The following is a 22,286-nucleotide window of genomic DNA, read 5'->3' on the forward strand; positions in this document are numbered from 1 at the left end:
TTATGCTGAAAACCAATAAGAAGCTGGAATCAGCAATCTTTAACCTTTGTTCGACAGTCTTGTCCGTATCGTGTGTACAACCAGCATGCCGGGTAGTCTTTTGAACGCCGATCTAGGATAGACCATGAGCCTACCTGTGCTGGCCGATCTGCCGGCCGTCCTTCTGCCGTTGGTCACTCGCGCGCAACAGTCGTTCCGCGCCTCGCTCACTTCTCTGACGGACAGTGCCCAGGCGGCTTTCGACGCGTGGCCCGCTGCTCGGCTGACAGCCATGGAGCGCATCTTCGCGGCCAGTGACTTCGTCGCCGAACAGGTTGTGCGCGACCCACAGATGCTGCTCGATCTCGCTGAATCCGGGGAGCTGGAGCGCAGTTTTGCGCCTGGTGAGCTGCATGGGCAGATTGCCAGTGCAGTGGTTCAGGCTGCCAGCGACGATGAGCTGGGGCGTAATCTACGTCGGCAACGGACACGTCAGCAAGTGCGAATTATCTGGCGCGACCTGACCCGCCAGGCTGATCTGGTGGAAACCTGTCGTGACCTTTCCGACATGGCCGATGGCAGTATCGACCTTGCCTACAAATGGTTGTACGAACGCCATTGCCAGCAGTTCGGGACCCCCACCGGGCGGCGCAGCGGCGAGGCGCAGCACATGGTTATCCTGGGCATGGGCAAGCTGGGCGCGGTGGAGCTGAATCTTTCCTCGGACATCGACCTGATTTTCGCCTACCCCGAAGGCGGCGAAACTCAAGGGATCAAGCGCCCCCTGGATAATCAGGAATTTTTCATCCGCCTGGGCCAGCGTCTGATCAAGGCGCTGGACCCGGTCACCGTCGATGGTTTTGTCTTCCGTGTCGACATGCGCCTGCGGCCTTACGGTTCATCCGGGGCGCTGGTGCTCAGCTTCAATGCGTTGGAGCAGTACTACCAGGACCAGGGCCGCGACTGGGAGCGCTACGCCATGATCAAGGCGCGGGTGGTCGGTGGGGATCAGGCCAAGGGCGAAGAGCTGCTGGCGATGCTGCGCCCCTTCGTCTATCGCCGCTATCTGGACTTCTCGGCCATCGAGGCGCTGCGCACCATGAAGCAGCTGATCCAGCAGGAAGTGCGGCGCAAGGGCATGGCGGCGAACATCAAGCTGGGCTCGGGCGGCATTCGCGAGGTGGAATTCATCGCCCAGGCCTTCCAGCTGATCCACGGCGGGCGCGATCTGAGCCTGCAACAGCGGCCCTTGCTCAAGGTGCTGAAAACCCTTGAGGGGCAAGGTTATCTGCCGAGCGCGGTGATCGACGAATTGCGCCAGGGCTACGAGTTCCTGCGCTACACCGAGCACGCGATTCAGGCCATCGCCGATCGCCAGACGCAGATGCTGCCCGACGATGACCGCGACCAGGCACGCATCGCCTTCATCATGGGATTCGCCGACTGGGACGGCTTTCACAAGCAGTTGATGTACTGGCGCGGGCGGGTGGACTGGCATTTCCGTCAGGTGATCGCCGACCCGGATGAAGAGGAAGGCCAGCAGGACGGCGGTGAAGAAATCGTCGGCGGTGAGTGGTTGCCGTTGTGGGAAGAGTCGCAGAACGAAGAAAGCGCTTGTCTGCAGCTGCAGGAGGGCGGGTTCGTCGATGCGCAGAAAGCGCTCAAGCATCTGAGCAACCTGCGTAACAGTTCGCAGCTGCGCTCGATGCAGCGTCTGGGACGCGAACGACTGGACGCGTTCATTCCGCGTCTGTTGGCGCAGGCGGTCGAACATGACAATCCCGACCTTGTGCTTGAGCGTGTCTTGCCGTTGGTCGAGGCCGTGGCCCGGCGCTCGGCCTATCTGGTATTGCTCACGGAAAACCCCGGGGCGCTTCGACGCCTGCTGACCTTGTGTGCCGCCAGCCCCTGGATTGCCGAGCAGATTGCGCGCTTCCCCCTGTTGCTGGACGAATTGCTCAATGAGGGACGTCTTTTCAGCCCGCCCCAGGCGCTGGAGCTGGCGGCCGAGCTGCGTGAGCGTCTGACGCGCATCCCCGAGGATGACCTGGAGCAGCAGATGGAGGCGTTGCGCCATTTCAAACTGGCTCACCGCCTGCGCGTCGCTGCCTCGGAAATCACCGGCAGCCTGCCGCTGATGAAAGTCAGTGACTACCTGACCTGGCTGGCCGAAGCGATTCTGGAGCAGGTGCTTGCGCTGGCGTGGCGGCATACGGTCGCCCGCCACGGTGCACCGCAGCGACCTGACGGCACCTTGTGCGATCCCGGCTTCGTGATAGTCGGTTATGGAAAAGTGGGGGGCATCGAACTGGGGCATGGTTCGGACCTGGACCTGGTGTTCATCCACGACGGTGACCCTCAGGCTGAGACCGATGGTGCCAAGCCGATCGATGGGGCGCAGTTTTTCACCCGTCTGGGGCAGCGAATCATTCATCTGATCACGACCCAGACCAACTCCGGTCTGCTGTACGAGGTGGACATGCGCCTGCGGCCGTCTGGTGCCTCCGGCCTGCTGGTCAGTTCGCTCGGGGCGTTTTCACGCTACCAGGAAAACGAGGCCTGGACCTGGGAGCATCAGGCGTTGGTGCGCGCCAGAGTGCTGGTGGGCAGTAACGATGTCGGCAAGGGATTCGAAGCGGTACGCGCCTCGGTGCTGGGGCGCGAGCGTGACCTGCCAACGTTGCGTCAGGAGGTCAGTGAGATGCGCGCCAAGATGCGCGACAACCTTGGTACCCGCGGCACTGCGGCCGGAAAGGCCGCCAATGCCTTCGAGGCCACGTCGTCGTTCGATCTCAAGCAGGATGCCGGTGGTATCGTCGATATCGAATTTATGGTGCAATACGCGGCCCTGGCGTGGTCCAGAGAGCATCCCGCGCTGCTGAAGTACACCGATAACATCCGCATTCTGGAGGGGCTGGAACAGGCAGGTCTGATGCCCGCAGCCGATGCCAGCCTGCTGCGTGAGGTGTACAAGGCGTACCGTTCAGCCGCTCACCGACAGGCCTTGCAGAAGGATGCAGGGGTGGTCAGCGGTGACCAGTTTGTCAACGAACGGCGCGAAGTGATGCGGATCTGGGGGCAGCTGGGGCTGAGTTGATAGATGAAGGATTCTTCATTGAGTCCTGCGGCCTGATCGCGAGCAAGCTCCCTGTAGGAGTGAGCTTGCTCGCGATCAGGCCAGTGAGAACACTGCAAGGTTCGCACGAGTGGACCTATATAAAGCTATGACAGGGAGGCGTCAGGCTGTGTGCAAGCGTCACGCAGCCTGATGAGCCTCCCTGATCGTTTCTGGTCGTTTTTGGATTGAGCATGAGAATTCTGATCGTAGGGCCCAGCTGGGTCGGTGACATGGTGATGGCGCAAACGCTGTTCCAGTGCCTGAAGCAGCGTCACCCGCAATGCGAAATCGATGTGCTGGCGCCCGAATGGAGCCGGCCGATCCTTGAGCGTATGCCCCAGGTGCGCAAGGCCCTGAGCTTCCCGCTCGGCCACGGCGCGCTTGAGCTGGCGACCCGTCGGCGCATCGGCAAATCGCTCAAGGGCCAGTACGATCAGGCGATCCTGCTACCCAATTCGTTGAAATCGGCGCTGGTGCCGTTCTTCGCCGGTATCCCCAAGCGCACCGGCTGGCGTGGCGAGTTCCGCTACGGGTTGCTCAATGATGTGCGCACGCTGGATAAACAGAAATATCCGCTGATGATCGAGCGCTTCATGGCGCTGGCCTACGACAAGGACGCTGAATTGCCGCGCCCTTATCCCCGGCCAACCTTGCAGATCGAGCCTGCCAGTCGTGACGCGGCCTTGGCCAAGTTCGGCTTGAGCCTCGATCGCCCGGTATTGGCGCTGTGCCCTGGCGCCGAATTCGGCGAGTCCAAGCGCTGGCCCGCCGAGCACTACGCCAAGGTCGCCGAAGCGAAGATCCGCGAGGGTTGGCAGGTCTGGCTGTTCGGCTCGAAAAACGATCATCCGGTCGGTGAAAGCATTCGCGAGCGACTGATCCCGGGCCTGCGTGAAGAGTCGGTAAACCTCAGTGGCGGAACCTCTCTGGCCGAAGCGATTGATCTGATGTCCTGTGCCGACTCGGTCGTTTCCAACGATTCGGGCCTGATGCACGTGGCCGCGGCGCTCAATCGTCCGCTGGTGGCGGTCTATGGCTCGACTTCCCCGGGCTTCACCCCGCCGTTGGCCGATCAGGTCGAGATCGTCCAGTTGGGCATCGAATGCAGTCCGTGTTTCGACCGTACCTGCCGCTTCGGTCACTACAACTGTCTGCGACTGCTGGAGCCTGAGTCCGTGGTTGGCGCGCTCGGCCGCCTGGGCGGTACACCGGTCGAGGTCGCCTGACTTGCGGGTACTGCTGATCAAGACCTCGTCGCTGGGTGATGTGATTCATACCCTGCCCGCACTGACCGATGCGATGCGCGCGCTGCCGGGCATCCAGTTCGACTGGGTAGTCGAAGAAGGCTTCGCCGAGATTCCCGGCTGGCACCCGGCAGTCGCCAGGGTGATTCCGGTGGCCATCCGGCGCTGGCGCAAGAATCTCTGGCAGACCTTCAAGAACGGCGAATGGCGCCAGTTCAAGCAACGTCTGCGTGACACGCGCTACGATCTGGTGATCGACGCCCAAGGCCTGCTGAAAAGCGCCTGGCTCACCCGCCAGGTCAAAACCCCCGTCATCGGCCTGGACCGGCATTCGGCCCGGGAGCCGCTGGCGGCACGCTTTTATGATCGGGCGTATCCTGTGCCACGCGGTCAGCATGCAGTCGAGCGCCTGCGTCAGCTGTTCGCACAGGCGCTGGGCTATCAGGTTCCCGCCGGCCTTGGCGACTACGGCCTGGATCGCAGTCGTTTGCTCGATGCCAATAGCGGCGGCGCGCCCTTCGTGCTGTTTCTGCACGGCACCACCTGGGTCACCAAACACTGGCCCGAGCTGTATTGGCGGCAATTGGCCGAGCGCATGATCAGCCAGGGCCTTGAGGTCCATCTGCCCTGGGGCAACCCGGCAGAGAAGGCACGCGCCGAACGCATCGCCGAGGGCCTTGATAAAGCGCTGGTGCTGCCCAGATTGAATTTGGCAGGCGTGGCCAAAGTGCTGGCCAGCGCCCAAGGCTGCGTTGCGGTGGATACTGGCCTGGGTCATCTGGCCGCGGCGCTGGATGTTCCTACCCTGTCGCTGTTCGGCCCGACCAACCCTGGGCTGACCGGCGCCTACGGCAAATCGCAAGTTCATCTGGCCGGCGATTATCCGGCCTGTGCGCCGTGCCTGCAAAAGAAATGCACCTATCGACCGACGGCGGAAGACCAGCGTCGGTTCGATATCGAACGCGAGTGGCCGCTGTGCTTCACTCGCCTGAATCCCGAGCGAGTAGCGAATCAGTTGGGTTCGCTGTTGCTGGCAAAGGAACATCCGTGATGCGACTGGCATTCGTGCTTTATAAATACTTCCCCTTCGGCGGCCTGCAGCGCGACTTCATGCGCATTGCCCTGGAGTGTCAGCAGCGCGGCCACACGATCCGCGTCTACACCCTGATCTGGGAGGGCGATGTGCCGCCTGGCTTTGAAGTGCTGGTGGCGCCGGTCAAGGCGATCTTCAATCACCGGCGCAACGAAAAGCTCACCGACTGGATGAACGCCGACCTGGCCAAGCGCCCGGTGGACCGTCTGATCGGCTTCAACAAGATGCCCGGCCTGGATGTGTATTACGCCGCCGATGGCTGTTATGAGGACAAGGCGCAAAACCTGCGTCACGGCCTGTACAAATACTGGGGCCGTTATCGCCACTTCGCCGATTACGAGCGCGCGGTGTTCGCCAGGGACGCCAAGACTGAAGTGTTGATGATCTCCGAGGTGCAGCAGCCGCTGTTCATCAAGCACTACAACACGCCGCTCGAGCGCTTCCACCTGCTGCCGCCGGGGATTTCCCTGGACCGTCGCGCCCCCGAAAACGCCGCCCTGATTCGCGCCGAGTTTCGCCGCGAATTCAAACTGGGCGATGACGATCTGCTGCTGGTGCAGATCGGCTCCGGGTTCAAGACCAAGGGCGTCGATCGCACCCTCAAGGCGCTTGCCGCGTTGCCGACCGAACTGAGAAAGCGCACGCGTCTGTTTGTAATCGGCCAGGACGACCCCAAGGTATTCCAGTTGCAGAGCAGCGCTTTGGGCCTGGGCGATAACGTCACGTTCATGAAAGGGCGCAGCGACATCCCGCGTTTTCTGTTGGGCGCCGACCTGTTGATCCACCCGGCCTACAACGAGAACACCGGGACGGTCCTGCTCGAAGCGTTGGTGGCCGGCTTGCCGGTGCTGGTCAGCGCCGTGTGTGGGTACGCCCATTACATCGCCGAGGCGGACAGCGGCCTGGTGCTCGATGAGCCGTTCGAACAGAACCAGCTCAATCAATATCTGGCCCGCATCCTCAAGGACGATGCCGCGCGCACCACTTGGGGCCGCAACGGGCTGGCATTCGCCGACACGGCTGATCTTTACAGCATGCCGCAACACGCTGCGGATGTGATTCTGGCGGAGCACCACGGATGAAACTGATCCTTGCCGAACCTTTCAAGAGCCTGTGGGCCGGACGCGACGCGTTCGATGCCGTCGAGGCGCTGGAAGGGCAGGTTTATCGCGAACTGGAAAACCGCCGCACCTTGCGCACCGAAGTCGACGGACGCGGGTATTTCGTCAAGATCCATCGCGGCATCGGCTGGGGCGAAGTGGCCAAGAACCTGCTGACCGCCAAGTTGCCGGTGCTCGGCGCAGGCCAGGAGTGGCAGGCGATCAATCGCCTGCACGAAGTCGGCGTGCCGACCATGACCGCCGTAGCCTACGGCGAGCGTGGCAACAGCCCGGCCGCTCAGCACTCGTTCATCATTACCGAAGAGCTGGCACCGACCGAAAGCCTGGAAGACGTCAGCATCGACTGGCGCAAGGTGCCGCCCGAACCACGCATGAAGCGGGCGTACATCGCCGAAGTCGCGCGTCTGGTCGGGATGATGCACCGGGCCGGGGTCAACCATCGCGACTGCTACATCTGCCACTTCCTGCTGCACACCGACAAACCGGTCACCGCTGATGATTTCAAGCTCTCGGTGATTGACTTGCACCGCGCCCAGACACGTCCGGCGATCACCATGCGCTGGCGCAACAAGGATCTGGCGGCGCTGTATTTCTCGGCGATGGACATCGGTCTGACCCGTCGCGACAAGCTGCGTTTTCTAAAGGGTTACTTCCAGCAGCCATTGCGCCAGATTCTGGCCGAAGAGTCAGCGCTGCTGATCTGGCTGCAAGGCAAGGCCGACAAGCTCTACCAGCGCAAACTGCGCTACGGGGATGCGCTCTGATGGCTGGTTGGAACCTGGAGCCTGAGTATGCTGCGCTGGCTGACGATTTCGGCTCGCTTGACGCTGTTTTTGCCCTGCAGGGTGAACGCCTGACCCGCGACCCGTTGTCCGAGGTGATCCGCGTCGAACGCGGCGGCGTGAACTACTACGTCAAACGCTATGTGGCTGCCGGCAAGGGGCTGCGCCGTTATCTGGGGCGCCCGCGGGTCAAGTCCGAATGGCAGAACCTCAAGCGCTTTGCCAAGTGGGGTATTCCCACGGCCGAAGTCGTCGCCTGGGGCCTTGAGCGCAAGGGCGCAGCCTATGATCGCGGCGCGCTGATCACCCTCGAGCTGCCGCGCACCGAGGATCTGTCGGAGCTGGCGCGCTTCAACGATGCGCGCCTGGACAACCGCGCTTGGGTCGACCGGATCAGCCAGCAGGTCGCCAGCTACACCCGGACCATGCACGATCATCACTTCACGCATAACGACCTGAAGTGGCGTAACTTGCTGGTGGACGATCAATCGACGGTGTTTCTGATCGACTGCCCCAACGGCGCGTTCTGGGTCAGTTTCATGCTGCGCTATCGCATCACCAAGGACCTCGCGTGCCTGGACAAGGTGGCCAAATATCACCTGTCAGCCACCCAGCGTCTGCGTTTTTATCTGCAATATCGCGGGCGCGAGCGCCTGAATGAGTCAGACAAAAAGCGCATTCGTCATATCGTCAGCTTCTTCGAGGGCCGCGAATGAGTGTTTTCATTGATGACGCCGATCGCAGCCTGCTGGAGCGTCATGGCCTGGCGGATTTCGATTCGTTGTGGGACGTGCAGCTCGACGCCGTCGATGAGCCCAACACCGGGCGCGGCGGCTGGAGCAGCGTGTTTCGTCTGGAGCTCGAGGGCGCGGGCTACTACCTCAAGCGCCAGAGCAATTACCTGACTCGCACGTTGCATCATCCGCTGGGCGAGCCTTCGTTCTCCCGGGAGTTTCGCAACATCAGCCTGTATCAGAAGCTTGGCATTCCGGCGCTGCACGCGGTGTTTTATGGCGAGCAGAAGGTCGACGGCGAGCGCCGGGCGATTCTGATGACCCGCGCGCTGGACGGCTGGACCGATCTGGACACCCTGCTGTTGCAATGGGAAGAGCTGTCGGCGACTCAACGTCTGGCGATTCTGCAGGCATGCGGACAACTGGCCCGCACGCTGCACAAGGCCGGGCAGGTGCACGGCTGTTTCTACCCCAAGCATATTTTTCTCAAGGCCCGCGCAGGCGAATACCTGGCGCAGTTGATCGACCTTGAGAAAACCCGCAAGTCGGTCTTCGGCCAGCGTGACCGGGTCAAGGATCTGGAACCGCTGCTGCGCCGGGCGCCGATGTGGAACGAGGCCCAGATCCGCGAGATGCTCGCCGCTTATCTGCAAGCGCCCGGCGACAGCGGTCTGGTAGACGCCTGGTGGCAGCGCCTGGCGAAGCGCGGCAGTCATAAGCGCGGCAGTCGGTAATTGCATTCGCACCGTACGGCCGCGCATGAAGTGGGTCGCGATGGGGGTTGTTTTTGATTCTGGCCGCAGGCCGTAGGAGCAAGCTTGCTGGCGATCTGCTGCCAAGCAGTAGTAAAACCGGACGCCCTGGTTATGCCTGATACACCGCATGTACTGGATTTGCTGCCGGTAGCCGGCAGATCGTCGGGAAGGTGGAGCGCCACCCGGCAGACTCCCACGCCCTCCGGGCAGAGGCCAGTCAGTGTGAACTTGCTGATCCGCGTTTCATTCATGTTTGATCGAAGAGGGCACTGATGCGTTTGTCTGAACTGAAACATGCCGGTCGCACCCCAGCGCTACCCATGAGCATCGCGCTGGCCGATGCGGCCGGGCCTGCCGATTTGCAATTGCTGACCCTGCTGCGGGTTTTGCCGGGGCAGCGCTATGTGGGCGCCGGGATCTGGCGTGGCCGTGCGGTGCTGGCCAAATTGCTGGTAGGGCAAAAGGCGCCCCGGCATTTTCAGCGCGAGCGCGCCGGGGTGCAGTTGCTGGCCGACCAGGGCCTGACCACGCCATTGCTGTTGGCCGAAGGGCTGCAGGAAGGCGAGGGTGGCTGGTTGCTGTTCGAGTTTCTCGACAAGGCGCAGAGTCTGGGCGAGGCGTGGAAGGCTGTTGAACACCTGCCGCCTCTGGCTGACGAACAACAGGCCGTGCTGGGCGATGCCCTTGCCGCAGTCGGGCAGATGCACGGCAAGGGCATCTGGCAGGAAGACCTGCACCTGGACAACCTGTTGCGTCAGGACGGCAAGCTGTACCTGATCGATGGTGCCGGGATTCGTGTCGAGCAAGCGGGCAAGCCCCTGTCGCGACAAAAGGTGCTGGAGAACCTGGGCGTGTTCTTCGCCCAGTTGCCCAAGTCGCTGGAGCCGTTCACTGAAGAGCTGTTGGTGCATTACCTGTTGAGCAACGGCGAGCATGGCCTGCCTGTGGAGGCACTGCAAAAGCAGATCGACAAGGTCAGCCACTGGCGCCTGCGCGATTACCTGATCAAGGTCGGCCGCGATTGCAGCCTGTTCAGCGTATCCGACGGCCCGTTTGGCCTGCGCGCGATTCGTCGTGAGGAACAGGCCGCGATGCTTCCGGTGCTCGAGCAGGCCGATTCGCTGATCGACAGCGGCCATCTGTACAAGACCGGCGGCGCGGCCAGTGTGGCCAAGGCTGAGGTCGGCGGTCGTGCACTGGTGATCAAACGCTACAATATCAAGAACTTCGCCCATTGGCTCAAGCGCTTCTGGCGCCCGAGCCGCGCCTGGCATTCGTGGCGCGAAGGCAACCGCCTGATGTTCCTCGGCATCGCCACGCCCAAGCCATTGGCGCTGCTGGAACAACGCTTGTTCTGGTTGCGGCGCAAGGCGTATCTGGTCACTGAATACCTGCCGGGCCCGGACATCATCGAGCGCTTTGCGCCCTACGTTGAATCCGGTCAGGCCCCGCAAAGCGAGTTGCAGGCGCTGGATGCGTTGTTCGCGCAATTGCTGCGTGAGCGCATCAGCCATGGCGACTTGAAGGGGCACAATGTGTTCTGGGATCAGGACCGCTGGGCGTTGATCGATCTCGATGCGATGTGTCAGCACGGCTCGCCAAGTGCGTTCGCGGCGGCGTTCGCCAAGGATCGCGCGCGATTCATGCGCAACTGGCCGGCAGACAGCGCGCTGCACCAGTTGCTGGAGCAGCGCCTGCCAAAAGCGCCATAGACGGTGCTATGTGAGGTGGCAGCCGTTCAGCGCTGCCACTTGCGTGATGGTGATCTCAACCCACGCGGTGCAGGTGCATCCTTTCCAGGGCCAGCGCCAGCGCCTCGGGACTGTCAAAGGGGTGCAGGTGGACCTGGGTCCAGTTCGGACGGTCAACGAAGACCTTGCCTTGGGCGTTGATCTGCACGGGAGTGCGATGGATCGCACTGTCCCGTGATCGATGAATGATGACCTGTGCACTGCCCGCCTCACGCTCGATCACGAACATGCCCGGGAAGGTCAGACGCCCCTCCACGGACGGCGTCGCGGGGGGCGTGAGGTCGATGAGCGTACCCGGCACCTCGATCTCGACCCTGAAGTCGCCCTTGACGAATCCTGACTGCTTGCCCAATGGGGTGCGTCGGCTTTCGCCAGGGTCCAGGGTAATGCCCCTGGACGTTCCCGGGGCCACGTCATCCAGATGAACGCCAATGGCGCCCTCCAGTTCGGCGATCCCCGGCACGGTTCGGTAGGTGTTGGCGTGGCTGTTTCCGACCAGTGCGACCCACCGGTGTTTGCCCATGACGGCCTGATGGCGACGAATCGTGCGTGAGGCGAAGTAATTCATCATCTGCTGACGAATCGTCGGCGTTTCGGGACGCACGCCTTTGAGGTGGTAGCTCGCCGCGCAATCGATGGCGCGAATTTCCATGCCGTGTTGCTGCGCCCTGATCACCAGTTTTTCGAAGTTATACACGTTGTCCGGATCCGTCAGATGCCCGCTGTCCATCGTTCTGAGGTCATCGAGCAGCCTCTGGCTCATGATCCCGGTGTCGAAGAAGCGGTCCAGGTCTGCCTGATGCAGGTCGGTCAGCAAATGTTCCATGTACAGGGTCTTGACCTTCTGCTGCGCCAGTAGCGGCAGGTTGTCGATGATGAATTTCTTGCTGCCAATGGAGGCATGAAATTCGCCAACGACCATGCCGTCGGTGTTCTGGTAGAGGCTCTGGATGAACTGCGCGGCGCTCGGTTGCGGTTCAAGGACGGGCATCACCGGGCGCAGTGGAACCTCGCCAAATACGATCGGCCGGGAATCGACTTGCAGCTTCGAGCGCAACTCAAAGAATCGGGTCTGTACCGGGATGATGTCGTCGTCGAGGGTGAAATAACGGCTGTCGAGCCCCCTGATCCTGTCGTATGCCAGCTCATGCAGGATGCGTCTGGAGTCCGCTGGCACTTCATAGGCGGCATCGCTCAGCGACTGCTGAAGCGCGGTCGGTGAGCTGTCAACACTCGACTGTTGAGTCGTGACGCGTTTCCAGCCTGTTGCGTCGTCCCAACGCAGCGCTGCGCGGGCGGCGTCAGGGCTGGCGGTCACTGCGCCGGCCCCGGCGGTCGACGCGGTGTCCAGACGCGCGGGGACGCCAGCAACGGCCGCAGCGTCGGTCTTGTTGGGGTTGGCGAATGCAAGGGTGAAATCGCAGGGCGTGGACTGCGCATCAATACCGACACGACCCGCATCGGCGCTGATCCGGGTTGCCTGGCCTGCCGCCACGTCTTCGATATGTACGCTGATGGCGCCTTCCAGCTGGGCGATACCGGGCACCTGCTCGTGGGTGGTGGCAAACGTGCGGTCGAGCAGGGCGATCCAGCGCTTGGAAGGATCCTGGGCGACATCGCTGGCGATCAGCTGGTGAGCGAAAAAATTGCTCATTTTTTGAGCGGCTGTGCTGTCTGCGACCGAGGTCGCCACTGCAAAGCCGTCGACCGGATAACTCACCGATGAACTCAGCGGGCGCACCTCGATGCCGTGGCGATGCGCTTGCTTGATCAGGTGGTAGTAATCGTATTCGCGGCTCAGGTTATTCAGTGCACCGCCGTTGATAAGCTCCAGGTGATTCTTGATTTCATGGGAGCCGGAACGCACGCTTTTGCCTTTCACGCGATACTTGGCCAGTTTGCCCAGGTGCTTGTCGGTGAACAGATGAGGCAGGTAGATCACCTCGACACGCTGCTCGACCAGATTGTGCATGTGCGTGACCAGAAAGCGTTTGCTGGCGATCGATTTCGGTGCCTCGCTCAGGACCAGGCCGTTGCTGTTGGCAAATACGCTCTCAAGGAAGCTGCCGACAGGGGTTGACGCGTCCACTGCCGGAATCAGCGGTCGTGGCGGCAGTGCCAGCGGCTGGTCGAAGAAGGCTCGAGCGTGGCGGTAGAGTTTTTCCTTGAGCATGAAATAGACCTGACGCATCTGCGCATAGTAGATCTCGAAAAACTCGTCCAGCCCCACGCCCAGCTCCTCCATCGGAGCAGTATTGAGCACCCGGTCCAGATGCCGCTGGAAGTTTTTCGGCACCTCGAAGTCACGCAGGCTTGCCGGGGCTGGCGCGCTGGCGCCGGCGTCCTCGGGCAGGGGGTTGAAGCCCGTCGGGTCGTCCTTGCCGCCACCACGCAGACCGGCGCGTTCGATCAGCGTCCATTGCCCCTGATCGTTCAACCTGACGGGTTGACGCCCGAAAAAGGCGAACGGGTTGTCCGGGTCGACGATGTGCCAGCAGCGCACGCTGGCGTCGTAATTGACCTGATAGACCAGGCCGTGCATTTCGATGAAACACTTGCCGTTGCCCAGACTGACCCCGGCGGCATGCCCTTCGCTCAGCCGTGGCAGGTCGCGCAGGGAAATGTTCACCACGCGATTGGCGCTGACGACCTGCCGCGCACCGGCGAGCGCTGGCGAAGAGGGCTGGCCCAGCGGTTGCCAGCTGCCGCTGGCGTCCCTGACCGCGTAATGCCGGGTCGCGTACACCTCGTCAGTGTCAAAGCCCAGGCTTCGATACACCGCAGCCTGACCGTTGGCGTTGGGTTTGCCGAGGAGAAACGGCTCGTTCTCCAGCTGCACCGGGTACAGCGTTTGCCGCGTTGTCGCTGCCGGGGTCTTGTTCAAGACCTTGGGCGAAACACCCGTTTTAGAGTCTCTGGCAAGCTTGCGCAGCACCCCGCCGAAGCCCTTCAGGCCGACCTGCAGATCACCTGCTGCGCCAGCCATGTTCAGCGCCGCAGCCAGGATCAGTGCCCCGGCCTGCTCCGGCGAATGGCCGATCAGGGCCTGATACGCCTTGACGCTGTCACGGAGCGACAGCCCGACGCCCACGACGAAACTTGCAGGCGGGAAGGGCAGCGTCAGCACGGTGGCGATGATGTCGATGCTGTTCCAGATGACCTTGCTCAGCATGTCATGGCGACCGCTGGTGGTTTCTTCGACGTCGCGCAATTTGCGCTCGATCGGCCGGTTGAAACAGATATGGGCAAAGTCGGTGATCGATTCCCGGGGGATGACCGGAGGCTTGTTGGCATTGCCCTGCTTCATGTCGTTGAGGAAGAACGACAGCACCCGGCGCGCATTGATCCTGCAGCGGTCTTTGTAGTAATCAATCATGCCCGGCGCGCTGAGCGACTCGGCGAACGAGCTGAACACACGGAACTCGACCCCGTCCGGGGCCTGAGGCGTGTAGAGCAGCGGCGCCAGCCTGTTGTCGGTGGACAGCAGGGCAAAGCAGCCCTGGACGGTTTCCACGTGGGTCAGGTGGGTACTGGTCATCACCAGATCGTCCAGCCCGCGCAGCCCTGATCCAATCAATGGCTTGTTGATGTGAATCTGCAAAGGGTAGACCGGATAGCGTGCGCGCGTGTCGGCATGGCTGTCATGCAGGTTGCTGATCGCCACCTTGAGCCAGTGATACTGAGCCGCGTCGATATGCCCCTTGAGCAGGCTGCGCAAGGCTGCCGACTGCATGTGCAGAAGGGTGATCAGGGTGCTGGCCTGGCGTCGGTACTCGTAGCCGGTGGACGCTGGGTCCAGCTGGTTGCGCCGGATGCCGGCGGTGTAGTCATCGGCCAGCCATTTGCCGTGCACGGAGCGGGCGACATTGACGGCGGTCAGCGCACTCAGGTCAACGCCTTGCGGGCCGCTGAACGATGCCATGCCGTCGGCCGCCGCTGTGAACAGGCCGATGCTGTCGTCGTAGCCATCTCGCATCATGCGGGTGTAGGTCATTGTTTCCCGTTCAGCGGTAATGACGATCTGATCGGGGTCTACCGTTCCTGGCGGTACATTCAGCAGTTGGCAGATCTTCTCGCTGGCGCGCTGGTGCACGTAGTCTTCGAAGTCCTGGACCCGGGTATGGGCCTGCGCCTCATAGTGACGGATCGCTGCGGCGCTGGCGTCCTCGAGCTGGAGCAATTCCTGACGCTGTGCTGCGCTGGCCTGGCGGTACCAGTCCGGGGTGTGGGCCTGATGCCTGGAAAGCGAGACATCGATCAGCTCGCGGACAAAGTTGCGCAGGCCTGCGTCGTAGCTGTCCAGCGATATCAGACGGATGAAATCGGGCAGCGGGTGCGGTTTCTGCCTGAGGGCCTGCAATGCCTCATCGAGCATCGGACGCTCGGCAGCCGACGACTGTCCAAGCAGATACTCGCTCATCTGCGGATCGGCAGCCCAGGCCACCAGTTCATGCAGCAGCTGCGTTTCGTTGAGAAAGCTCTGGAACAGCTGCTCGCGTGGCGCATCGGCGGCGAACATGATCAGCCGTTCGAGTTCGCCCTGGGCATTGTCTTTGCGCAACAGCAGAATGCGGCCCAGAATCCCGCTGTTGTTGATCCTGATGTGTTGGGTGCGCATCACGGCGCCGTTTTCGGCCGGCGCAGACGTTGCGATCGCCTCGACAATGGCGAACTCTTCGGGCGAAAGGTGCCCCTGCAGTTTTGCGGCGTACGCGGCTTCTGCAAGCTGAATGTGGATCAGCTCGCGCATTGATTTCTGGTTGGCGCCCTTTGCGTACGCCGTGCGCTGGTAGTCCGCAAAGCCCAGGCGCAGGTCCAGTTCCTCGATGATCCGCGCGATATAGGCCGGCGTGAGCAAGGCATGGGCTGGGCCTTGGGGTATGCCGTCGATGCCGATGGTGCTGCGGGTGAGAAACTCCGAGCCGTCCTGCCGATCACCCGGATGCAGCCCGTACAGCGCCAGCTGGGTCAAGGTGCGCGCAATGGTATAGCTTTGCCCGGTGACCGGTAGCGTGCGCTGGGTAGTGACGGTGATGTCGTCGGGCTTAAGGTCGTAGCCAAGGTCATTGGCCAGGCGCGTTCGCACGCTCACCTGCGCATACTGATCGGCGGAAGCGGCGCCGTTGAGCACGCTGGACAGCGCTTGGCGTGCCTGGTCGTGACGGGCGAGGTGCTGCCCATAAGTATCCAGGTCATCGGCCGATGCGATCTTTATCCAGTCCGGCAGGCCCTTGCGCAGGGCATGTTCGGCGAGGGCCTGCTCACGTCGCTCGAGCATCGCCTCGGGGCCGAACAGCCCGGACATGCGGATCGCCGCTTCGATCTGACCGGCGTGCTGTTGCGGATCAGTGCCCAGCCCGACACCACAGGCGTAGCGCAGGTCCTCGCGCTGTTTGTCCATCTGCCGTTGCAAGGCATGTCGATAGGGATCGTCGGTGATCGATTGCAGCTGTACATCGGCAGGACCAAACGCCTCCATGAACAACTCGGGATCCTCTGCGATGGCGACTGCCGCATCCTGGTGGCGTTGATCGGTATTGATCAGCAAGGCCCAGCGCAGCTCTGTGTCGTTGAGCCACTGTGCGAGGGTTTCGAACAGTTCGCCCTGGCTCGCGAACTCGGTCAGTCCACAGGCGGGCAGCGCCAGCAGGGTGCGCCCGGCGTCGGTGCTCATGACCAGGGCACCCTTGATTTCCACGAACGTCTGGTGGTTGAGCTTCACATGCAACGAGGCGGCGCCCGCCCGGGTTTGCGAAGGCTCGCCCATAGCGGGCGCTGAAAGCGGCAGGCATGCGGCGGCGTCCATGCCCAGGTCGGTTTCATGGGATTTGAGGATCGCCTCATCGTGCAGCGCTTTGTTCAAGCGAGCGGTGAACAGCTTGCGCCGGCTTTGCCCCAAGGCGCTGGGGGCGAGCCAGTAATCCTCGAGTCGTTGCAGCAAGTTGTTCATTTCGTGCTCGATCAGCGGCTTGTCCTCAGCCTTCAGCGCGTCGAGCAGTGCCTGATGGGCCAGGGGTAAATCGTCCAGTTCAGTGGAGAGGGTGGTGACAGTACGGGCGAGGCGTTCCAGGGCGGCATCAGCGTGAGTCCGGGTGGCCGCGGGTGTCTGGGATACAGCGGTAAAGGTGTGCATTGGATCTGGGTTCCTGATTGGCCCTTTTCAACAGGGCGCCTATGGCACGCAGGGAGTCGCGTGCTCGAAGGCTTCAATCAATCACGGCCCAATCAGGAGGAGGCGTTAGATATGTATTGCCAGGCATGGGCCGCACTGTCACAGGATGGGTCGACGCGGGCGCCGCTCGTGCCCTGGCGTCCGCCACCCGGCTCGAGGGGCGCAGCACGCTTTTGTTCGCCCAGCGCCATATCGCACTTCATTACGCTATAATCCCGCCCTTTAGCTGCCCGCCGCACTTGCGCCAGGCACACCTTATTTATCAGGCGCACGACGCCTGCCTGCAGACTTAAGAGGCTAGACCCTAGTGGCATTGACGATCCTTGGCCTGTCCGGCGCCCTTAGCCATGATCCTTCCGCGGCCCTGTACATCGACGGCAAGCTGGTTGCAGCAGCCGAAGAAGAGCGGTTCGTGCGCGACAAGCACGCAAAGAACCGCATGCCCTACGAATCCGCGAAGTTCTGCCTCGAACAGGCAGGCATCAAGCCCTCCGACGTCGACGTGGTCGCCATCCCGTTTGCCCCGATCAGCCTGTTCGGCGAAGCGCGCTGGCACTACGCCAAGCGCTACTGGTACGCCCCGGACCGCGCACTCGATGCCATCCTGATGGGCAACCGCCGCTACAAGCGCTATCGCAACAAGATCGTCTGGTGCCTTGAGCAACTGGGTTTTGATCCGAAAAAAGTCAAGATCGAACCGGTCGAGCACCACCTGGCCCACGCTTCCAGCGCTTATCACTGCTCCGGTTTCAAAGAGAAAACCGCGATCATGGGCATCGACGGCAAGGGTGAATACGCCACGACGTTCTTCGGCTACGGCGAAAACGGCAAGATCCACAAGATCAAGGAATTCTTCGACCCTGACTCCCTGGGCGGTCTGTACGGCGCGATCACCGAGTTCCTCGGTTTCGAGATGCTCGACGGCGAGTTCAAGGTCATGGGCATGGCGCCGTATGGCGACGCCAGCAAGTATGATTTCTCGCGTCTGGCCAGTTTCGAAAACGGCGAGCTGGTGATCAATACCGAATACGCCAACGTGATCGGCCTGCGTCGTTATAAAGAGAAGGGCAAAGGCTTCTACTTCTCGCCGAAACTGATCGAGTGGCTGGGTCCCAAGCGCGAAGGCGACATCGCCGACGAGCCGTACATCCACTACGCCGCCAGCATGCAGGCGCTGTTCGAGAAACTGTCGCTGCAGATGATGGATCACTATCTGGGCGACATCCTCAAGGAAACCGGCAAGATCGCCTTCGCCGGTGGTTGTGCGCTGAACGTCAAGCTGAACCAGAAAATCATCGCCCGGCCTGAAGTCAAAGAGCTGTTCGTGCAGCCGGCTTCCGGTGATGCGGGCACTGCGGTCGGCGCTGCGGCCTATGTTTCCCACGCCCGTGGCGTACCGGTCGAGAAGATGGAACACGTCTACCTCGGCCCGTCGTACAGCAACGAAGACGTGATCGCCGCCTGTGCCCGTCATCCGAGCCAGCCTGCGTGGCGCAAGCTTGAGAACATGCCTGAGCAGATCGCCAAGATCATGGTCGACGGCAACCCGGTGGCCTGGTTCCAGGGCCGCATGGAGTTCGGTCCGCGTGCCCTGGGTGGTCGTTCGATCATCGGCTGCCCGAGCATTGCCGGCGTGGCTGATCGTATCAACCACCAGATCAAGTTCCGCGAGCGCTGGAGGCCTTTCTGCCCGTCGATGCTCGACACCGTTGCGGCGCAGATGATCAAGATCGATCACCCGGCGCCGTTCATGACCTTCACTTTCGAAGTTGCCGAAGAGTGGAAGACCCGCGTGCCGGAAGTCGTCCATGAAGACGGCACTTCCCGTGCCCAGGTGCTCAAGCGCGAGTACAACCCGCGCTACTACGACATGATGAAGGCGCTGGAAACCCTGACCGGCAACGGCGTGTCGCTGAACACCTCGCTCAACCGTCGTGGCGAGCCGATGATCTGCTCGCCGACCGACGCCCTGAACATGTTCTTCGGTTCGGACCTGCAGTACCTGATCATGGAAGACATCCTGGTGGTCAAAGACGGCGCGGACAGCTATGACACGCTCGGCTGAGCGCCATGTGTTGCAGTTCTGCCACGGCTATGACGGGCCGTTTCTCGACTGCGCCCGTCAATACGCCAGCCTGTTCGCCGGCAAGGGATACCGGGTGACCACGGTATTCTTGACCGGCGCGGCCGACCCCGAGGTCGCGCACAATTGCGCCTCGGACGAAGTGCTGTTCATGGAGTACAGCTCCAAGGCCATTCGTGGCCTGAAGCTGGGGGCGATCCGTGACTTGCGCAAGATCGCCGCGTCGCGCAATTTCGCGTTCTGCATCGCCCACCGCTTCAAGCCCATTTACATCGCGTTGCTGGCGACGCGTCTGGCGGTGATCGGTGTGCATCATGCCTTCGGCGATTACCAGCGCCGCAGTCGCAAGCTGTTTGCCCACCTGTTTCGCATGCGCCTGAGCCTGCTGGGTGTGTCGGATGCCGTGCGCGACGACATGCGCAAGTGCCTGCCGAAATGGCCGACCGGCCGAATCCAGACCCTTTACAACCGCATCGATGTCGATCCGCTCGCAGCCTCGTTGCTCTCCCGTGAACAGGCGCGCGAAGCCCTTGGGATCGCGCAGGACGCCTGGGTCGTGGGCAACGTCGGCAGGCTGCACCCCGACAAGGATCAGGCCACGCTGCTGCGTGGTTTCGCACAGGCGCTGCCGAATCTGCCTGCCGATAGCCAGTTGGTGATTCTGGGCAAGGGACGACTGGAGCAGGACCTCAAGGAACTGGCCATGGAGCTTGGCATCGGTCGCCAGGTCCTGCTGCTGGGGCAGGTGCCGCAGGCCAGCCGTTACTTCAGGGCGTTCGATGCGTTCGCCTTGAGCTCCGATCACGAACCCTTCGGCATGGTGCTGCTCGAAGCCATGGTCGCCGGGGTGCCGTTGATTGCCACCTCCTGCGGCGGCGCCAGGGAAGTGGTCGAAGGCGTTGGCATCTTGTTCCCGCTGGGCGATGCCGGGCATCTGGCTCAGGGCTTGGTGCACTTGTCGCAACTGGATGCTGAACAACGGCAGTCCTGCGCAGAGATGATGCTCCAGCGTTTGCGTGAGCGGTTCTCCGATGAAGCTGTGCGCACGGTGTTCTGGCGCTTGCCGCAAGTCACCGACCTGACTGCGGAGTCCTGATGCTCAATCGTTTTCGCGCCTTTCGTGAACGTGGCTGGACGCAGATCGATGCCCCGAGCTACCAGCAGGCCTGGCAGCGTTTTGGCGGCAGCGTCGCGACCCATCCGCTGGTGGTCGAGCGTCTGGCCGGGCTTGCGCAAATCCCGGTGCGGTACCTGGGGTGGCAGCACAACGGTGAACTGAAAGCGGCCATCCCGACCTGGGGCCGCTCACTGGCGTTGTCCAAGGACGTGCTCAAAAGCCACGGCAAGAAAGGCCTGTTCGATCTGGGCAACGCCGAGTTGATTCTGCCGGTGTCAGGCGATGTGCAGGTGCCGGTGCGGCATCGCGGTCGTTATCTGTCGGCGCTGGGTGAGGGTCGCATAGCCACCCTCAAGCCGCAGGCCGAATCACTGGCAATGGCTCGCGCGCCAGAAGACCTGTCGAAGAAATTTCGCTACAACCAGCGCCGCGAATTGCGCCTGCTCGAAGAGGCCGGCGGGGTCGTTCGCCCGGTGACCGACTTCAGCAGTGCCGAGCTTGCACGCATGTACTGCGACCTGTTCCAGCGTCGCTGGGGTTTTGCCGCGACCGGCGCCGAGCGCATGGCCGAGGTGATCGAGCTACTGCGCGAGTTGTTGATGGGCTCTGTGGTCTTTCTCAACGATGCGCCGATCGCCATTCAACTGGTGTACCGCGTCGAGGCGCCTGAGTGGATCAGCGTTGAATACATCAACGGCGGTGTCGACCCGCAGACCCGCGACTTCAGCCCCGGCAGCGTGCTGAGCTTCCTCAACACGCAAAGCGCCTGGGAACAGGCCAGGGCGCTGGGCAAGCCACTGCGGTTTTCCTTCGGTCGCGCCGATCGGGAGTACAAGGATCGTTGGTGCAACCCCGTACCGGTGTTTCAGATTTGAGCCGCAAACAGCAACTGCTCAAACGCCACCGCCGCAACAAGCGAGTGGCGTTGCTGGTGGCGTTGGTCATCCTGGTTGTGCTTGGCCTGCTGGTCGCCTGGTGGCTGCCGCTGGTACTCGCCGTGCTTGGCTGGGTGGCCCACGAAGCCTGGTTCTCCGACCACCTGTTCTATTCGCCCGGCGACGATTACCAATACCGCTTTGCCGAACACCACGAAGTGCCCGGGGTACGGCTGCAGGGCAACGCGCTGGTCGTCGATCAGCCTCTCACGCTGGATGGCTCTGAAACACTGGTACTGGCGCTGCCGATCAAAAGCTCGTGGCTGGGACGTTTCTTCGATCCGTCCATCGAATTGACTGGCAGCGAGCGCACTGACGATCAGGCCTTCGAGCGCGGGGTGAAAGGCCTGCGTTACTTGAACCTGACCGGATTCAACGCTGATGTGAGCGCTGGCAGGCTGCGTATTCGCGGCCGCCGTTGCAGCGTTCAGGGGCAGCCGCGTCTGTGGTCGTTCCGTCAAGCCGATGCCCGACGCCAGCGCGTGATGGTGATCGCCCCGCATGCCGATGACGCTGAGCTTGCCGCTTTCGGGCTTTACAGCCAGGCCGATGAAAGCTGGATCGTGACCCTGACCGCAGGCGAGATTGAAGCCGAGCACTATCAGAAGATGGGCATGCGCCCTGCCGAGGCGGCGCGAATCAAAGGGCGTCTGCGTGCCTGGGACAGCATCAGCGTGCCGCGCTGGGCGGGTGTGCCGGAGTCTCGGTGCGTGCAACTGGGCTATTTCTGTCTGCAGTTGCCCGCCATGCAGGCCGCCCCTGATCAGCCCATTGCCTCGCGCGAAGCCGATTTGAGCGATACACGGCTGTTTCGTCAGTTCAACTCGATGACGTTGCCGGGCGATGTCGACGGCGCGCCGACCTGGAACAACCTGATCGCCGACTTGCGCGCTTTGTTGCTGCACGCGCGACCGCAGGTCCTGGTGATGCCGCACGCCACCATCGACCCGCATCCGGATCACATCTGCTCGCAAGCGGCAGTGCTCGAGGCGCTGCAGGGGCTGGAATGGCAGCCGCAATGGGTGCTTGGTTATGCCAATCATCTGCACGACAACGATCGCTGGCCGATGGGCAATGCCTACAGCGGCGTGGCATTGCCGCCGGTATTCGACTCGTCGCAAGAGCTGATGCCCTACAGTATCGAGCTCAATACCGAACAACAGCGAGACAAGGCCATGGCCTTGGGTATGATGCATGACTTGCAACCCCCAGCTGCGCTCAAGCGTAGAGTCCGGCGATGGCTGCAGAAACTGCTGGCCGGCCGACGCTGGCCGGGCGAAGGTGAAAACGAATTTTTCAGAAAGGCCGTGCGCCGCCACGAGCTGTTCTGGCGCAAGGAGCTCTGATCGCCCTCAACACCGTCAAGGGGTCGAGAGGCCGGGCTCGAAGTGATCTGGTTTTA

Annotated in this window: 13 protein-coding genes; 12 read left to right on the plus strand and 1 reads right to left on the minus strand. The window is 62.2% G+C overall.

The genetic code is table 11. The annotated features are described in order from the left end of the window. Positions 1 to 124 precede the first annotated feature (124 nt). The 8 genes from glnE (at position 125) to ACI2KS_RS16120 (ending at position 10,538) form a co-directional block, all read left to right on the plus strand. Entirely contained in the window at positions 125 to 3,076 is a 2,952-nt protein-coding gene (glnE, locus tag ACI2KS_RS16085) for a bifunctional [glutamate--ammonia ligase]-adenylyl-L-tyrosine phosphorylase/[glutamate--ammonia-ligase] adenylyltransferase (protein ID WP_404621913.1), read from the plus strand. A gap of 212 nt (positions 3,077 to 3,288) precedes the next feature. Then, complete coding sequence (waaF, locus tag ACI2KS_RS16090) at positions 3,289 to 4,323, plus strand: lipopolysaccharide heptosyltransferase II (protein WP_404621915.1); 1,035 nt, start codon at positions 3,289 to 3,291, stop codon at positions 4,321 to 4,323. A 1-nt stretch (position 4,324) separates the two neighbouring features. Further along, complete coding sequence (waaC, locus tag ACI2KS_RS16095; protein ID WP_404621917.1) at positions 4,325 to 5,392, plus strand: lipopolysaccharide heptosyltransferase I; 1,068 nt, start codon at positions 4,325 to 4,327, stop codon at positions 5,390 to 5,392. Next, the gene (locus tag ACI2KS_RS16100; protein WP_404621919.1) at positions 5,392 to 6,516 is read left to right on the plus strand and encodes a glycosyltransferase family 4 protein; all 1,125 of its coding nucleotides are present in this window, start codon (positions 5,392 to 5,394) and stop codon (positions 6,514 to 6,516) included. The genes waaC and ACI2KS_RS16100 overlap by 1 nt, the downstream gene beginning before the upstream one ends. After that, positions 6,513 to 7,319 (plus strand): lipopolysaccharide core heptose(I) kinase RfaP, encoded by an 807-nt coding sequence (gene rfaP, locus ACI2KS_RS16105; RefSeq protein ID WP_404621921.1) that lies wholly within the window; start codon positions 6,513 to 6,515, stop codon positions 7,317 to 7,319. Before ACI2KS_RS16100 ends, rfaP begins: the two co-directional genes overlap by 4 nt. Further along, positions 7,319 to 8,053 (plus strand): lipopolysaccharide kinase InaA family protein, encoded by a 735-nt coding sequence (locus tag ACI2KS_RS16110; RefSeq protein WP_404621923.1) that lies wholly within the window; start codon positions 7,319 to 7,321, stop codon positions 8,051 to 8,053. The genes rfaP and ACI2KS_RS16110 overlap by 1 nt, the downstream gene beginning before the upstream one ends. Then, positions 8,050 to 8,805: a lipopolysaccharide kinase InaA family protein gene (locus tag ACI2KS_RS16115; protein WP_404621924.1), complete on the plus strand. Its 756-nt coding sequence runs from the start codon at positions 8,050 to 8,052 to the stop codon at positions 8,803 to 8,805. Before ACI2KS_RS16110 ends, ACI2KS_RS16115 begins: the two co-directional genes overlap by 4 nt. Before the next feature lie 293 nt (positions 8,806 to 9,098). After that, entirely contained in the window at positions 9,099 to 10,538 is a 1,440-nt protein-coding gene (locus ACI2KS_RS16120; protein WP_404621925.1) for a lipopolysaccharide kinase InaA family protein, read from the plus strand. Positions 10,539 to 10,593: 55 nt separating this feature from the next. On the opposite strand, the gene ACI2KS_RS16125 is transcribed toward ACI2KS_RS16120, so the two are convergent. Continuing rightward, a complete protein-coding gene (locus tag ACI2KS_RS16125) occupies positions 10,594 to 16,710 on the minus strand; it encodes a dermonecrotic toxin domain-containing protein (RefSeq protein WP_404621926.1) in 6,117 nt (2,038 codons plus the stop codon). Positions 16,711 to 17,056: 346 nt separating this feature from the next. On the opposite strand from ACI2KS_RS16125, the gene ACI2KS_RS16130 reads away from it, so the two are divergent. From ACI2KS_RS16130 to ACI2KS_RS16145, 4 genes are read left to right on the plus strand one after another with little or no spacing between them, the layout of a single operon-like run. Then, positions 17,057 to 18,814, plus strand: a complete 1,758-nt coding sequence (locus ACI2KS_RS16130; protein ID WP_404621927.1) for a carbamoyltransferase — start codon at positions 17,057 to 17,059, stop codon at positions 18,812 to 18,814. Next, on the plus strand, positions 18,798 to 19,928 hold the full coding sequence (locus tag ACI2KS_RS16135; protein WP_404621929.1) for a glycosyltransferase: 1,131 nt from the start codon (positions 18,798 to 18,800) through the stop codon (positions 19,926 to 19,928). The genes ACI2KS_RS16130 and ACI2KS_RS16135 overlap by 17 nt, the downstream gene beginning before the upstream one ends. Further along, entirely contained in the window at positions 19,928 to 20,824 is an 897-nt protein-coding gene (locus tag ACI2KS_RS16140; RefSeq protein WP_404621930.1) for an antimicrobial resistance protein Mig-14, read from the plus strand. Before ACI2KS_RS16135 ends, ACI2KS_RS16140 begins: the two co-directional genes overlap by 1 nt. Beyond that, entirely contained in the window at positions 20,821 to 22,230 is a 1,410-nt protein-coding gene (locus ACI2KS_RS16145) for a PIG-L deacetylase family protein (RefSeq protein ID WP_404622184.1), read from the plus strand. The genes ACI2KS_RS16140 and ACI2KS_RS16145 overlap by 4 nt, the downstream gene beginning before the upstream one ends. The last annotated feature ends 56 nt before the right edge of the window (positions 22,231 to 22,286 follow it).

This window comes from Pseudomonas sp. NPDC087358 (assembly GCF_044900785.1).
In the GTDB taxonomy this organism is placed as follows: domain Bacteria; phylum Pseudomonadota; class Gammaproteobacteria; order Pseudomonadales; family Pseudomonadaceae; genus Aquipseudomonas.

Coding starts and splice junctions, on each gene's coding strand:
- glnE (WP_404621913.1), top strand. CDS start 125: ATGAGCCTACCTGTGCTGGCCGATCTGCCGGCCGTCCTTCTGCCGTTG.
- waaF (WP_404621915.1), top strand. CDS start 3,289: ATGAGAATTCTGATCGTAGGGCCCAGCTGGGTCGGTGACATGGTGATG.
- ACI2KS_RS16100 (WP_404621919.1), top strand. CDS start 5,392: ATGCGACTGGCATTCGTGCTTTATAAATACTTCCCCTTCGGCGGCCTG.
- rfaP (WP_404621921.1), top strand. CDS start 6,513: ATGAAACTGATCCTTGCCGAACCTTTCAAGAGCCTGTGGGCCGGACGC.
- ACI2KS_RS16110 (WP_404621923.1), top strand. CDS start 7,319: ATGGCTGGTTGGAACCTGGAGCCTGAGTATGCTGCGCTGGCTGACGAT.
- ACI2KS_RS16115 (WP_404621924.1), top strand. CDS start 8,050: ATGAGTGTTTTCATTGATGACGCCGATCGCAGCCTGCTGGAGCGTCAT.
- ACI2KS_RS16120 (WP_404621925.1), top strand. CDS start 9,099: ATGCGTTTGTCTGAACTGAAACATGCCGGTCGCACCCCAGCGCTACCC.
- ACI2KS_RS16125 (WP_404621926.1), bottom strand. CDS start 16,710: ATGCACACCTTTACCGCTGTATCCCAGACACCCGCGGCCACCCGGACT.
- ACI2KS_RS16135 (WP_404621929.1), top strand. CDS start 18,798: ATGACACGCTCGGCTGAGCGCCATGTGTTGCAGTTCTGCCACGGCTAT.
- ACI2KS_RS16140 (WP_404621930.1), top strand. CDS start 19,928: ATGCTCAATCGTTTTCGCGCCTTTCGTGAACGTGGCTGGACGCAGATC.